Annotated in this window: 11 protein-coding genes; 10 read left to right on the top strand and 1 reads right to left on the bottom strand. The window is 65.9% G+C overall.

Annotation, left to right across the window (positions count from 1 at the left end; translation table 11 throughout):
• Nucleotide 1 precedes the first annotated feature (1 nt).
• Complete coding sequence (locus M2432_RS12840; RefSeq protein WP_280827192.1) at nucleotides 2-1,000, bottom strand: alpha/beta hydrolase; 999 nt, start codon at nucleotides 998-1,000, stop codon at nucleotides 2-4.
• Between the two features lie 142 nt (nucleotides 1,001-1,142).
• On the opposite strand from M2432_RS12840, the gene mqo reads away from it, so the two are divergent.
• From mqo to M2432_RS12790, 10 genes are all read left to right on the top strand, one after another.
• A complete protein-coding gene (gene mqo / locus M2432_RS12835; RefSeq protein ID WP_280827191.1) occupies nucleotides 1,143-2,639 on the top strand; it encodes a malate dehydrogenase (quinone) in 1,497 nt (498 codons plus the stop codon).
• Between the two features lie 48 nt (nucleotides 2,640-2,687).
• Nucleotides 2,688-3,146 carry a GNAT family N-acetyltransferase gene (locus tag M2432_RS12830; RefSeq protein WP_280827190.1) on the top strand — a complete coding sequence of 153 codons (459 nt, stop codon included), beginning with the start codon at nucleotides 2,688-2,690 and terminating at the stop codon, nucleotides 3,144-3,146.
• A complete protein-coding gene (locus M2432_RS12825; RefSeq protein WP_280827189.1) occupies nucleotides 3,143-5,086 on the top strand; it encodes a magnesium chelatase subunit D family protein in 1,944 nt (647 codons plus the stop codon). The genes M2432_RS12830 and M2432_RS12825 overlap by 4 nt, the downstream gene beginning before the upstream one ends.
• A 10-nt stretch (nucleotides 5,087-5,096) precedes the next feature.
• Entirely contained in the window at nucleotides 5,097-5,711 is a 615-nt protein-coding gene (gene cobO / locus M2432_RS12820) for a cob(I)yrinic acid a,c-diamide adenosyltransferase (protein WP_280827188.1), read from the top strand.
• On the top strand, nucleotides 5,705-7,147 hold the full coding sequence (locus M2432_RS12815; RefSeq protein ID WP_280827187.1) for a cobyrinate a,c-diamide synthase: 1,443 nt from the start codon (nucleotides 5,705-5,707) through the stop codon (nucleotides 7,145-7,147). Before cobO ends, M2432_RS12815 begins: the two co-directional genes overlap by 7 nt.
• Nucleotides 7,137-8,366, top strand: a complete 1,230-nt coding sequence (gene cobA / locus M2432_RS12810; RefSeq protein WP_280827186.1) for a uroporphyrinogen-III C-methyltransferase — start codon at nucleotides 7,137-7,139, stop codon at nucleotides 8,364-8,366. The genes M2432_RS12815 and cobA overlap by 11 nt, the downstream gene beginning before the upstream one ends.
• A gap of 55 nt (nucleotides 8,367-8,421) precedes the next feature.
• Nucleotides 8,422-9,957: an MFS transporter gene (locus M2432_RS12805; protein WP_280827350.1), complete on the top strand. Its 1,536-nt coding sequence runs from the start codon at nucleotides 8,422-8,424 to the stop codon at nucleotides 9,955-9,957.
• A 283-nt stretch (nucleotides 9,958-10,240) separates the two neighbouring features.
• On the top strand, nucleotides 10,241-11,602 hold the full coding sequence (locus tag M2432_RS12800; protein ID WP_280827185.1) for an alpha/beta hydrolase-fold protein: 1,362 nt from the start codon (nucleotides 10,241-10,243) through the stop codon (nucleotides 11,600-11,602).
• A gap of 112 nt (nucleotides 11,603-11,714) precedes the next feature.
• Nucleotides 11,715-12,134 carry a hypothetical protein gene (locus M2432_RS12795; RefSeq protein ID WP_280827184.1) on the top strand — a complete coding sequence of 140 codons (420 nt, stop codon included), beginning with the start codon at nucleotides 11,715-11,717 and terminating at the stop codon, nucleotides 12,132-12,134.
• 93 nt (nucleotides 12,135-12,227) lie between these two features.
• Nucleotides 12,228-13,970, top strand: a complete 1,743-nt coding sequence (locus M2432_RS12790) for a proline--tRNA ligase (protein ID WP_280827183.1) — start codon at nucleotides 12,228-12,230, stop codon at nucleotides 13,968-13,970.
• The last annotated feature ends 9 nt before the right edge of the window (nucleotides 13,971-13,979 follow it).

The following is a 13,979-nucleotide window of genomic DNA, read 5'->3' as shown; positions in this document are numbered from 1 at the left end:
CCTATCCGGATTGTGTTGTAGTCGTGTGAGATTCGAGATATCGGTCGAGCCAGAGGTCGAGCGCGGCGAATGCGGCGGCGCGCGGCGCCGGCAGCGAGAGGAAGACGTCGTGTTTAGCGTCCACAATTGGCACGACGGTACCGCGGTTCCCTACGCAACCGGACCACCGGGCGATTTGCTCGACGTCGAGCACCGCATCACCACACTGCATCTGCGCGGGTGTCTCTGCGACGGTGTGATCCGACCGCAGGATCAAACTGGGCACACCGACATCGAGTCCGCGGTGCAGTGCGGTCTGCCCGCGCCGGATGGCATTGATCCAGCCGATGGTGACCGGGAACCCACCGAGTGGTTTCCATACGAGGTTGTAGTCGAACTCGCCGCCGTAGTCACGGTGCAGGCTCGTGCCGTATCCGCCCTCGGTCGGTTGGCGGACAACAGAGAATTTGCTCACTTTTGCCAACCCCATGAGCAGCGCTGACACGGGGGCACTGCGCAGCACGGCCGAACCGCGAAGGTCGAAGAACGGGCTGTTGAGGATCAGCGCACCAAGGCGGTGGGTGTCTGCCGCGGCTCGGTGCAACCGGTCGGCAAACAACGTGGTGATCAGTCCGCCGGCGGAATGCCCGTAGAGGCACACCTGCGCGCCGCCGGTGTCGGCAGCGATCAACTGCAGGGCGGCGAGCAGCTCGGCGTCATAGGACGCCAGGTCGGTGGTGAAGTGCGGAGTCTGATCATCCCGTCGGGCCCGGCCACACTTGTGCAGGTCAATTGCGTAGAACGCGAAACCGCGGGCAGCGAACCGGTCGGCGACTTCGGTCTGGAAGAAATAGTCGGTGTACCCGTGCACGGCCAGCACCGCGTTTTCGGTGTGGCCCGGCTCGCCGCGCCGCACCACCGTCGCAAATAGGTCGCCTTCACCGTCGGGGTCCGGGCCCAATGTGAGCGTCTGCTGCCAGTACCCGGGCAGTACATCTGGTTCCCAACCCTGTGAGGACACGGCAGGAAGCCTAATGCCGCGAAGCGTCGTGAGCGATCGCACGGTCATCGCGAGTTCACCGCAAAACCTGATCGCGATAACCTGAGCACCAACAACCGTCAGTACCGGCGGGTAACCCGACCACGAAGGACAAGCGATTCAGGTGTCTAAGGCAAGCGAAGCTGGGACAGAGAAGACTGATGTCGTCCTGGTAGGCGCGGGGATCATGAGTGCGACGCTCGGCGCGCTGCTGAAACTGCTCGAGCCAGACTGGAACATCACGCTGATCGAGCGGCTCGACGGAGCCGCCGCTGAGAGCAGCGATCCATGGAACAACGCTGGTACCGGCCACTCGGCCCTATGTGAGTTGAACTACACGCCGCAGAAAGCCGAGGGCTCGATCGACATCACCAAAGCCGTCAACATCAACGAGCAGTTCCAGGTAACCCGGCAGTTCTGGGCCTACGCCGTGGAGAACGGCGTCCTCGCCGACGTCAAGAGCTTCCTGAACCCTATCCCGCATGTCAGCTTCGTGCACGGCGCCGAGCATCTCGACTACCTCCGCCAGCGGCGTGAGGCGCTGGTGACCAACCCGCTGTTCTCGACCATGGAGTACATCGACGACAAGGATGAGTTTGCCCGTCGCCTGCCGTTCATGGCTGCCGAGCGCGACTTTTCCGACCCGGTGGCGCTGAACTGGACCCAGGAGGGCACCGACGTCGACTTCGGTTCACTGTCCAAACAGCTCATCGGCTACAGCGCGCAGCGCGGCATGACCACGCTGTTCGGGCACGAGGTGACCAACCTCAGCAAGCAGTCCGATGGCAGTTGGACGCTCAAGGTGCTCAACCGGCGCACCAGCGAGAAGCTGAAGATCAACGCCAAATTCGTGTTCCTCGGTGCTGGCGGCGGTGCGCTGCACCTGCTGCAGAAGGCCGGTATCCCCGAGGCAAAGGGCTTCGGCGGGTTCCCGGTCGGCGGGGCGTTCCTGCGCACCGACAACCAGGCGCTAACCAAGGGGCACCAGGCCAAGGTGTACGGGCAGGCATCGGTCGGCGCCCCGCCGATGTCGGTGCCGCACTTGGACACTCGCGTCATCAAGGGACAGTCGTGGCTGTTGTTCGGGCCGTTCGCCGGGTGGTCGCCGAAGTTCCTCAAGCAGGGCTCAATCACCGATCTGCCGTTGTCGGTCAAACCGAACAACCTGGCCTCGATGCTCGGCGTCGGTGTCACCGAACTGGGCCTGGTGAAGTACCTGCTGGGGCAGCTGGCCATGTCCGAGGGCGCACGTGTCGATGCGCTGCGCGAATTCGCCCCCAGCGCAGTCGATTCCGACTGGGAGCTGGACATCGCCGGCCAGCGAGTGCAGGTGATCCGGCGCAACGGCATCGGTGGCGTGCTGGAATTCGGTACTACCGTGCTGACCGCGCAGGACGGCAGGATCGCCGGTCTGCTCGGTGCTTCGCCCGGCGCGTCCACCGCGGTGCCCGCGATGATCGAGGTGTTGGAGCGCTGCTTCGGCGACCGCTACCAGTCGTGGTTGCCGAGGCTCAAGGAGATGGTGCCGTCCCTGGGCACCAAGTTGTCGGGTGAGCCCAACCTGTACCGCGAGGTCTGGGACTGGGGGACCAAGGCGCTCAAGCTCGATCAGCCGGCCTGATTCGGGAGGTTGCGTGACCGTGAGCGAGGAGCCGAAGGCGGATCGCGCATGACTGTCGCACCGAGGCGTAGCTGGGCCAAAGATCTGGACGCCGCAACGCTTTACGAGTTGCTCAAATTACGGATCGAGGTGTTCGTCGTCGAACAAGCCGCTCCCTACGCAGAATTGGATGGCCGCGACCTGCTTGCCGATACCCGGCACTTCTGGTTGGAAAACCCTGATGGGCAAGTCATTTCGACGTTGCGCCTGATGGAGGAGCATCCCGGGGGTACAAAGCTGTTCCGGATCGGCCGGGTGTGTACGAAACGTGCTGAGCGTGGGCATGGGCACGCCGACCGGCTGATGCGCGCCGCTCTGGCCGAGGTCGGCGATTACCCCTGCCACATCAACGCTCAGACCTACCTGGAGAAGATGTACGCCCGGCACGGATTCGTCCGGGACGGTGAGGAATTCCTCGACGACGGCATACCGCATGTGCCGATGGTCCGGCACGGAGGACACGCGTGACTTATCCCTTCAGTGCCCTGGTCGGTCAGGACCGGCTGCGGTTGGCGCTGGTGCTGTGTGCGGTGCGGCCGGATATCGGTGGTGTGCTGATCCGCGGTGAGAAAGGCACCGCGAAGTCGACTGCGGTGCGCGGCCTTACCGAAATCCTGGCCCAGGTCGACGCCGATGCCCGGTTGGTCGAGCTACCGATCGGCGCCACCGAGGACCGGGTGGTGGGCTCGATCGACCTGCAGAAGGTGCTCCGGGACGGCGAGCATGCCTTTTCGCCGGGTCTGCTGGCCCGGGCGCACGGTGGGGTGCTGTACGTCGACGAGGTCAACCTCCTGCACGACCATCTGGTCGACGTTCTGCTCGATGCCGCCGCGATGGGCCGGGTGCACATCGAGCGCGATGGCGTATCGCATTCACACGAAGCACGTTTCATGCTGGTGGGCACCATGAACCCGGAGGAGGGTGAGCTGCGTCCACAGCTGCTGGACCGCTTCGGACTGACCGTGGATGTCTACGCCTCGCGCGATGTCGACGTTCGGGTCGAAGTGATCAGGCGCCGCATGGCCTACGAGGCGGACCCGGTCGCATTTGCCGCCGGCTATGCCGAAGCGGGCGCCGAATTGGCCCGCCAGATCGCCGCGGCACGTGCCCTGTTGGCGTCAGTAGTGCTGCCGGACAAGGAATTACGGCGCATTGCGGCCCTGTGCGCAGCGTTCGACGTGGATGGCATGCGGGCCGACCTGGTGGTGGCACGGACGGCGGTGGCTCACGCTGCCTGGCGGGGTGCTTGTGGGGCGAGCGAAGCGACGGGGAATGTGGCTGGGGCGAGCGAAGCGACGGGGAATGTGGCTGGGCCGAGCGAGGCGACGGGGAATGTTCCAATGGTGACCGAGGAGGACATCCGAGTAGCCGCCGAATTGGCGTTGCCGCACCGTCGTCGCCGCGATCCGTTCGATGATCCCGGACTGGACCAGCAGCAGCTCGATGACGCGTTGGCTCAAGCCGGTGAAGAATCTGAGGACCCCGATCCCGATCCGCCGGGCGGCGGTGGTGGGGCCCCCGAATCAAACCGGGAATCAACCCCCGCATCGGACTCTGAATCCACTGTTCCACAGGGAAAATCGTCAGTTCCATCGCGGCCAAGTGCGGCACCGTCGGCGACTTTCCGAACCAGGGCACTGGTGGTGCCCGGTGTCGGCGAAGGCGCACCGGGCCGGCGCTCTCGGGCCCGTAACCGCACCGGCACCCCGATCGCGGCCACCGACGATCCGGCCGCCGGGCACGGCATGCACGTTTTCGGGACGCTGCTGGCGGCGGCCGACCGGCAGCCTCAGGCCGGCCAACTCAAGGTCGTGCCGAACGATGTGCGGCACGCGATCCGGGAAGGCCGGGAAGGCAATCTGGTGATCTTTGTGGTCGACGCATCGGGGTCGATGGCGGCGCGGGACCGGATGTCGGCGGTCAGCGGTGCGACGCTGTCGCTGCTGCGCGATGCCTATCAGCGTCGCGACAAGGTCGCCGTCATCACCTTCCGAGGTGCGGACGCCCAGGTGCTGTTGCCTCCGACCTCGTCGGTGCACATCGCGAGTCGGCGGCTGACCCGATTCGATACCGGCGGGAAAACCCCACTGGCGCAGGGACTTCTGGCTGCCCGTGACCTGGTGGTCCGAGAAAAGGCCCGGGACCGGGCCCGTCGACCGCTGGTGGTGGTACTCACCGATGGCCGGGCCACCGGCGGCCCCGATCCGCTGGGCCGCACCGGCAGGGCCGCGGCGATGCTGGTCGCCGAAGGCGCGGCGGCCGTGGTTGTTGATTGCGAAACTGGTTACGTAAGACTGGGGTTGGCCGGACAGCTGGCTGGGCAACTCGGCGCGCCCGCGGTGCAACTGGCTCAGCTGCGTGCCGACAATCTGACCCGTCTGGTTCGCGCCAGCGAGACCGCTGCGTAAGGAATCTGCTATGCCGCAAGGACAACCACTCAGCGTTCCCGAAGACGGGCTGACCACCAAGGCCCGCCGCAACGCGCCCATCCTGGCCGTGCACACCGGTCCGGGCAAGGGCAAGTCGACGGCTGCGTTCGGTATGGCGCTGCGGGCCTGGAACCAGGGCTTCGACGTCGCGGTGTTCCAGTTCGTCAAGAATGCCAAATGGAAAGTGGGCGAGGAGGCCGCTTTTCGGGCTTTGGGCCGGTTGCACGATGAGCAGGGCATCGGTGGTCCGGTGCAATGGCAGAAGCTGGGCTCGGGTTGGTCGTGGACCCGCAAGCAGGGCAGCGAAGAGGATCATGCCGCCGCCGGCCGTGAGGGGTGGGCCGAGATTTGCCGTCGACTGGCCGAGCAGCACCACGACTTCTATGTGCTGGACGAGTTCACCTACCTGTTCAAGTGGGGCTGGCTGGACGTAGAAGAAGTGGTTGAGGTGCTCCGCTCACGGCCGGGCAACCAGCACGTGGTGATCACCGGCCGCGACGCTCCGCCGCAATTGATCGCGGCCGCCGACCTGGTGACCGAGATGACCAAGGTCAAGCACCCGATGGACGCGGGCCGTAAGGGTCAGCGGGGCATCGAATGGTAGTTCCTGCCGTCGTCATCGCGGCGCCCGCGTCGGGAAGTGGGAAGACCACGGTGGCCACGGGGCTGATGGGTGCCCTGCGCCGTGCTGGACACCGGGTGGCCTCGGCCAAGGTCGGCCCGGACTTCATCGATCCCGGTTACCACGCGCTGGCCAATGGGCGGCCCGGCCGCAACCTCGATCCGGTTCTGGTGGGCGAGGACCTGATCGGCCCGTTGTACCGGCACGGCAGCGCCGGTGCGGACATCACCGTCGTCGAAGGCGTGATGGGTCTGTTCGACGGGCGCATCACCGACACCGCGATGGCCCCGGCCCCGGGATCCACAGCGCACGTCGCCGGGCTGCTCGGTGCACCGGTGGTCCTGGTCGTTGACGCCCGCGGCCAAAGTCACAGCATTGCCGCTCTGCTGCACGGGTTTTCGACCTTCGACCGGTCGGTGCGCATCGCCGGGGTGATCCTGAATCGGGTCGGTACTGCCCGGCACGAGCAGGTTCTGCGACAGGCCTGCGAACAGGCCGGTGTGGCGGTGCTCGGCGCCATCCCGCGGGCGGGGGAGCTCGAAGTGCCTTCGCGTCACCTCGGGCTGATCACCGCGGTAGAGCACGGACAGCTGGCGCTGCAGGCCGTCGAGGCCATGACCGAGTTGGTGGCCCGGCACGTGGATGTGGAAGCCGTCGTCCAATGTGCCGGCATCGGGCAGCTTGACGCAGTATGGGACCCGGACGTCGAACCGGCTCCTGCGAGAGTCACTGTGGCACTGGCTGCGGGCAAGGCCTTCAGCTTCGGATACACCGAACACACCGAACTGCTGCAGTACGCCGGCGCCGAGGTGGCCGCCTTCGACCCGTTGACCGAGCCATTGCCCGAGGGCACTGACGCATTGGTGATCCCGGGCGGGTTCCCCGAACAGTTCGCCGCCGAGCTATCGGCCAATGAGCTTGTGCGCCAACAGATTGCCGCACTGGCGGCCTCGGGTGCACCGGTGCACGCCGAATGTGCCGGGCTGATCTACCTGGTCGACGACCTCGACGGGCAGCCGATGTGTGGTGTGCTGGCCGGCTCGGCGCGGTTCACCGAAAGGCTGACGCTGGGCTATCGCGAGGCTGTCGCGGTGGCAGACTCCAGCCTGCATCCGTCCGGTCAGCGGACCGTCGGCCATGAATTCCATCGCACCACAGTCGAATTCGCCGAGAAGTATCCGCCCGCGTGGGCGTTTCGCGGCGTCGGGAAGACCACTGTGCACGATGGTGCGATCCGCGGCGGGGTGCATGCCGGGTATCTGCACACCCACCCGGCTGCCCACCCGCGGGCGGTGAGTCGGTTTGTGGCTGCAGCAACTAAGCTCGCGGAGTTACGCGGACGCGAGGAGCAAGACAGTGCACGCGGACGCGACGAGCAACACGATGGACGCGGACGCGAGGAGCAAAGTGAATTCTGAGAACGCCTACCTCGTCGGCCTGCGCCTCACCGGCAAGAAGGTGGTGGTTGTCGGGGCCGGCAGTGTTGCGCAGCGTCGGCTGCCACTGCTGATCGCCAGCGGCGCCGACGTCCACGTCATCGCCCGTGCGGCAACCCCCGTGGTGGAAGCCCTGGCCGACAACCCCGACGGCACCGGCATCACTCTCGTCCTGCGCGACTACCAGAGCGGAGACCTCGCTGACGCCTGGTACGTGCTGGCTGCCACCGACGATGAGTCGGTCAACGCGGCCATCGCTGCCGAAGCCGACCGGCAGCGCATCTTCTGCGTCCGCGCCGACGCGGGCCGTGAAGGCTCGGCGGTGACCCCGGCATCCTTCGAGTACGACGGTCTGACAGTGGGAGTGCTGGCCGGCGGCGAGCACCGGCGCTCAGCGGCCGTGCGTACCGCGATCCACGAGGCGCTCCAGCATGGCTTGGTGGCCGACAGTGCCGAGGCCGACGCACACACCGGCGTCGCGCTGGTCGGTGGCGGACCGGGCGACCCCGAGTTGATCACGGTGCGCGGCCGTCGGCTGCTGGCGCATGCCGACGTGGTGGTGGCCGACCGGTTGGCGCCCCAGGAGTTGCTCGCCGAATTAGGACCGCACGTCGAGGTGATCGACGCCGCCAAAATTCCCTACGGGCGAGCCATGGCGCAGGACGCCATCAACCAGGTGCTGATCGACCGGGCCAAGGCGGGCAAGTTCGTGGTGCGGCTCAAGGGCGGCGACCCGTTTGTCTTCGCACGCGGCTATGAAGAGGTGCTGGCCTGCGCCGATGCCGGGATTCCCGTCACCGTCGTGCCAGGTGTGACGAGCGCCATAGCGGTGCCCGCGCTGGCCGGGGTTCCGGTGACGCATCGGGCCGTCACGCACGAGTTCGTGGTGGTCAGCGGCCATGTTGCGCCCGGGCATCCCGAATCGTTAGTGAATTGGGATGCGCTGGCAGCAATGCACGGCACCATCGTGTTGCTGATGGCCGTCGAACGCATCGAACAGTTCGCGAAGGTTCTGCTGGAAGGCGGCCGACCTGCGGAAACACCGGTTCTGGTGGTTCAGCACGGCACCACGGCGGCGCAACAGACATTGCAGACCACGCTTGTCGACGCGCCGGAGGACATCCGCTCGGAGGGCATCCGACCTCCCGCGATCATCGTGATCGGGCCCGTCGCCGCGTTCGCGGGGTTAAAGGATTCTTAAGATTACGCTAAAGTAGCTCTCCATGACGGCTCTCAATGACGCTGAGCAAACCGCCATGGAAGACGGCCGCCGCGAATCGCCCTCGATACACGTAGGACAGACCGAGGACGAGCGAATCAGCTGGTATCCGACATGGTTGCCGTCCCCACGCTTTCTTTCTGCGGTGATCGCCATCGGTGGCATGCAATTGCTGGCCACCATGGACAGCACCGTCGCGATCGTTGCTCTTCCTAAGATCCAAGATGAACTCGGCCTGTCCGACGCCGGTCGCAGCTGGGTTATCACCGCCTATGTGTTGACCTTCGGCGGCCTGATGCTGCTGGGCGGTCGCTTGGGCGACACCATCGGCCGCAAGCGCACCTTCATCGTCGGCGTCGCGCTGTTCACCATCGCCTCGATCCTCTGTGGCAGCGCCTGGGACGAGACCACGTTGGTCATCGCGCGCCTTTTGCAGGGTGTGGGTTCGGCGATCGCCTCGCCGACCGGTTTGGCATTGGTTGCAACCACCTTCCCCAAGGGGCCCGCCCGTAACGCTGCCACCGCCATCTTCGCGGCCATGACCGGTGTGGGCTCGGTGATGGGTCTGGTCGTCGGCGGCGCACTGACCGTGTTCTCCTGGCGCTATGCGTTCCTGGTGAACGTGCCGATCGGCCTGCTGATGATCTACCTGGCCCGCAACACCCTGACCGAGACCAGTCGCGAGCGGATGAAGCTCGATGCAGCAGGCGCCATCCTGGCGACCCTGGCCTGCACCGCCGCGGTGTTCGGCTTCTCGATGGGGCCGGAGAAGGGCTGGATGTCACCCGTGACGTTGGGCTCGGGCCTGGCCGCCGCGGTGTTCTTCCTGGCCTTCTTCTTCGTCGAGCGCACCGCCGTGAACCCGGTGGTCCCGTTCGTGCTGTTCCGCGACCGCAACCGGCTGGCGACTTTCGCCGCGGTGTTCCTGGCCGGTGGCGTGATGTTCACGCTGACCGTGCTGATCGGCCTGTATGTGCAGGACATCATGGGCTACAGCGCACTGAAGGCGGGCATCGGCTTCATCCCGTTCGTCATCGCCCTGGGTATCGGGCTGGGCCTGTCCTCGCAGCTGGTGGCCATGTTCCCGCCGCGGGTACTGGTGATCGCCGGCGGCATCCTGGTGCTGGCCGCGATGATCTACGGCTCGACACTCAACGGCGGTATCCCATACTTCCCGAACCTGGTGCTGCCCATCACCGTCGGTGGGTTCGGTATCGGCATGATCGTGGTCCCGCTCACTGTCTCGGCCATCGCCGGGGTGGCGCTCAGCGACATCGGTCCGCTCTCGGCTATCGCGCTGATGCTGCAGAACCTCGGTGGCCCCGTGGTGCTGGCCATCATCCAGGCCGTCATCACCTCTCGCACCCTTTATCTGGGCGGTACCACCGGCCCGGTCAAGAAGATGAACCCGGCGCAATTGCATGCGCTCGACCAGGGCTACACCTACGGCCTGTTGTGGGTGGCCGCGGTGGCAGTGATCGTCGGCGTGGTGGCGCTGTTCATCGGCTACAGCGCCAAGGAAGTGGCGCAGGCACAAGAGACCAAGGATGCGCTGGACGCCGGCGAGCTTTAGCTCGCCCGTCGCATTCCGGCTCGCCGATCACCCGTTGATCCTGCGTTGACGACGAAGAAACTCGAGTGGACGACACCCTGCATGCAGAGTCAACGTGCATGCCCGATTACGTGAGTGACAAAAGTTGCTGGCGTGACACGCGTGACATGAACTGGCTTGCGCTGCGATCCGCACATAAGTTGGATCGGGCTGATGGTTCGGCCCATCGCATCGGCCAGGAGGGTTCGTTGACGGCGTCTGTGCCCGGCCGTGGATTTCGCGCAGGACCGCGGATCTGACCGATATGGGCCAATTCCTGACACAAGCGTCGTTGACCGACGGCTGGTTGCCGGTGTCCATACAGCTGATAAGTCTGGTCATCCTCGGTTTCGCGGTCGGCCGGCGATCCCGAGACTGGCATCTTCGGCGAGTTCCGATCGCCCTCGCCGCAGGCGCCGCACTCGCCTTCGCGCTGTACCGGTACATCACCTCGCTCGGCATCGCGGGCAGTCCGGCGCCGCTGAGTCTGTGGGGCTGGACGGCCTTGTGCGGTGTGGCCGCGAGTCTGGTGGTCCTGGGCTGGAGTGGTGGCAGTTGGCGCAAACGCGGCCTCAGTCTGTTGGCGGTGCCGTCATGTGCGCTGTGCATGTTGCTGGTGCTCAACATCTGGGTCGGCTACTTCCCGACGCCGTATGTCGCCTGGAACAAGCTGACCGTGGGCAAGGTGCCCGACGAAGTCGATCGCTGGTCGGTGACGGCCATGCAGCTCAAGGGGATTCGGCCGGACCGCGGAGTGATGCTGCCGGTCACCATCAGCTCCGATGAATCGAATTTCGAGCACCGGGCCGAGCTGGTCTACCTGCCGCCGGCGTGGTTCGCCACCAACCCGCCTCCGCAGCTGCCCACGGTGATGATGATCGGCTCGGAACTGAACACCCCGTCGGACTGGATCTGGGCAGGCAACGCAAAGGCGACCATCGACAAGTTCGCCGCCGCCCATGACGGGAACTCGCCGGTGTTCGTGTTCGTCGACGCCACCGGGTCCTTCGACAACGACACCGAATGCGTGAACGGCGCTCGCGGCAACGCCTCGGCGCACCTGACCAAAGAGGTCGTGCCGTACATGATCTCGAATTTCGGGGTCAGTCCCCGCGCGAAGCAGTGGGGGATTGTCGGTTGGTCAATGGGTGGCACCTGCGCGGTACAGCTGACCGCGCGCCGTCCCGACCTGTTCAGCGCCTTCGTCGATATCGCTGGGGACCTGAGTCCCAACCTGGGCAGCCGGTCGCAGACCATCACCCGGCTCTACGGCGGCGACGCGGCGAAATGGGCGGAATTCGACCCGAGCACGGTGATGGAGCAGCACGGCCACTACGACGGCGTCTCGGCCCTTTTCGAGGTACCCGGTACCGGCCAGACGTGCACCGCGCCGACACCCGGCGCACCTCACGACGCCGTCGCGAACCCGGAGGGCCAGGACATCGCCGCGGGGACGCTCTGCGCGGTCGGTGAACGCAACGGCATCGACGGTGAGATCCGCAGCCTGCCGGGTCTGCACGACTGGCCCTTCGCCGCCGAGGCGTTCGCCGACTCGCTGCCTTGGATCGGCGGAGTGCTGGGTTCGCCGGGTGCGCCTGCGGTCAAGCGGGCTGGCGCCAAGCTGTAACCGGCGGGCCGAGTTCTTCGGTCGATCGGTCAACCACTAAGCAGCACAACGATATTCGTCGATCGGCTGGAGTCTCTGCCGCGCCATCAGACAACAGTGCTATGCATGGTGCATGACTGGACAGCACTGGCGCCGCCTGATCATCGTCACTGCAGTAGGTGCTGCCACGTTGCTGACCGCATGCCAACGGCCACCGGCGCCGGGGCCGCAGGCCGGTGCGCTGTCCGGCGTGCCCATTCTGAACAACGTCACTGCCGCCGAATTGGTGCGTGACCTGGCGTCAGCCGGACTGGGCGTGGCCAACTCCCACGATGTGACCAGCCAGAAGTGCCCCGACATCAAATGTGTCGAGGCGATCGACACGGACAGTGTCTCGGTGTTCCGGTTCTCCACCACCGGGGCGGCTGAGGAGTACACGGGCACCATGTCCGGCACCTACCAGGCCGAGAACTTAGTGTTGCAGTTCAAGCCGTCAGTGCCGGTCGAGGGCCGGGGTGCCTACGAGAAGGTTGTCGAGCAGCAATTGCACTGATGATGTGATCCTGCCGACCGTGATGCAGGCCGGCCAGCGGTAAATTCCCCCGTCGCTTCGCTCGCCCCAGGTGGCTCGATAAGGTGGTCGGCTGTGATCACCCGCATGTCCGAGCTGTTTCTGCGAACCCTGCGCGACGACCCGGCCGACGCCGAAGTGCCAAGCCACAAACTTCTGATCCGGGCCGGCTACGTCCGGCCCATCGCCCCCGGCCTCTACAGTTGGCTGCCACTTGGCCTGAAGGTACTGCGCAAGATCGAGGGCATCGTCCGTAGCGAGATGAACGCCATTGGCGCACAAGAGATTCTGTTCCCGGCGCTGCTCCCGAAGGCCCCGTACGAGGCCACCAACCGGTGGACCGAATACGGCGACGGGGTGTTTCGGCTCAAGGACCGCCGCGACAACGACTACATGCTGGGCCCCACCCACGAGGAGTTCTTCACCCTGACGGTCAAGGGGGAGTACTCGTCGTACAAGGACTTCCCGTTGCGGCTGTACCAGATTCAGACCAAGTACCGCGACGAGGCGCGGCCGCGGGCCGGCATCCTGCGCGGGCGCGAGTTCATCATGAAGGACTCGTACTCGTTCGACATCGATGACAGCGGGCTCAAGGACGCCTATGAGGCGCACCGTGAGGCCTACCAACGGATCTTCGATCGGCTTGCGGTGAAATACGTCATCGTTTCGGCGGTGTCGGGCGCCATGGGTGGCAGTGCCTCCGAAGAGTTCCTGGCCGAGAGCGAGGTCGGTGAGGACACCTTCGTGCGCTGCGTGCAGTCCGGCTACGCGGCAAACGTCGAGGCAGTTATCACCGCGCGACCCGATGCGCTACCGATCGATGGCCGGCCCGAGGCGACCGTGCACGACACCGGCGACACCCCCACCATCGCAACTCTGGTCGATTGGGCCAACGGCGCGCTGGATGGCGAGGTCACCGCAGCCGACACCCTCAAGAACGTGCTGCTCAAGGTGCGCCAGCCGGGCGGGGAGTGGGAACTGCTGGCCATCGGTGTGCCCGGCGACCGTGAAGTGGACGACAAGCGACTCGGGGCCGCGCTGGACCCGGTCGAGTACGCCATGATCGATGACGCCGACTTCGCCAAGTACCCGTTCCTGGTGAAGGGTTACATCGGCCCGAAAGCGTTGCTGGCCAACGGAGTTCGCTACCTGGTCGACCCTCGCGTGGTTGATGGCACGAGTTGGATCACGGGCGCGGACGAGAAGGGCAAGCATGTGGTCGGCCTGGTCGCTGGTCGCGACTTCACCCCGGACGGCACCATCGAGGCCGCCGACGTCCGCGACGGTGACCCGTCGCCCGACGGCGCCGGACCTCTGGTTTCCGCGCGTGGAATCGAGATCGGCCACGTCTTCCAGCTGGGTCGCAAGTACACCGACGCCTTCAGCGCCGACGTCCTCGGTGAGAACGGCAAGCCGGTGCGCCTGACCATGGGCTCGTACGGCATCGGGGTGTCCCGATTGGTCGCGGTGATCGCCGAGCAGCATCACGACGAATTCGGTCTGCGCTGGCCGGCATCGGTGTCGCCGTTCGACGTGCACCTTGTGATCGCCAACAAGGACGAGCAGGCCCGTGCCGGTGCCACCGAACTGGCCGGTGAACTGGACCGCCTCGGCGTGGACGTTCTGCTCGATGACCGGACGTCATCGCCCGGCGTGAAGTTCAAGGACGCCGAGTTGCTGGGTGTGCCGTGGATCGTGGTGGTGGGCCGCGGCTGGGCCGACGGCACCGTCGAGCTGCGCAACCGGTTCAGCGGTGAGAAGACCGGACTCCCGGTCGAGGGACTTTCGGCTGCGATTGCCGCCAAGCTGGCCGGGTAGCCCCGGCCG

The organism is Mycobacterium sp. OTB74, from assembly GCF_029892685.1.
Taxonomy (GTDB): Bacteria; Actinomycetota; Actinomycetes; order Mycobacteriales; family Mycobacteriaceae; genus Mycobacterium.
The sequence above is the reverse complement of the archived record's forward strand: the minus strand, read 5'-3'. Positions and strand labels throughout refer to the sequence as shown.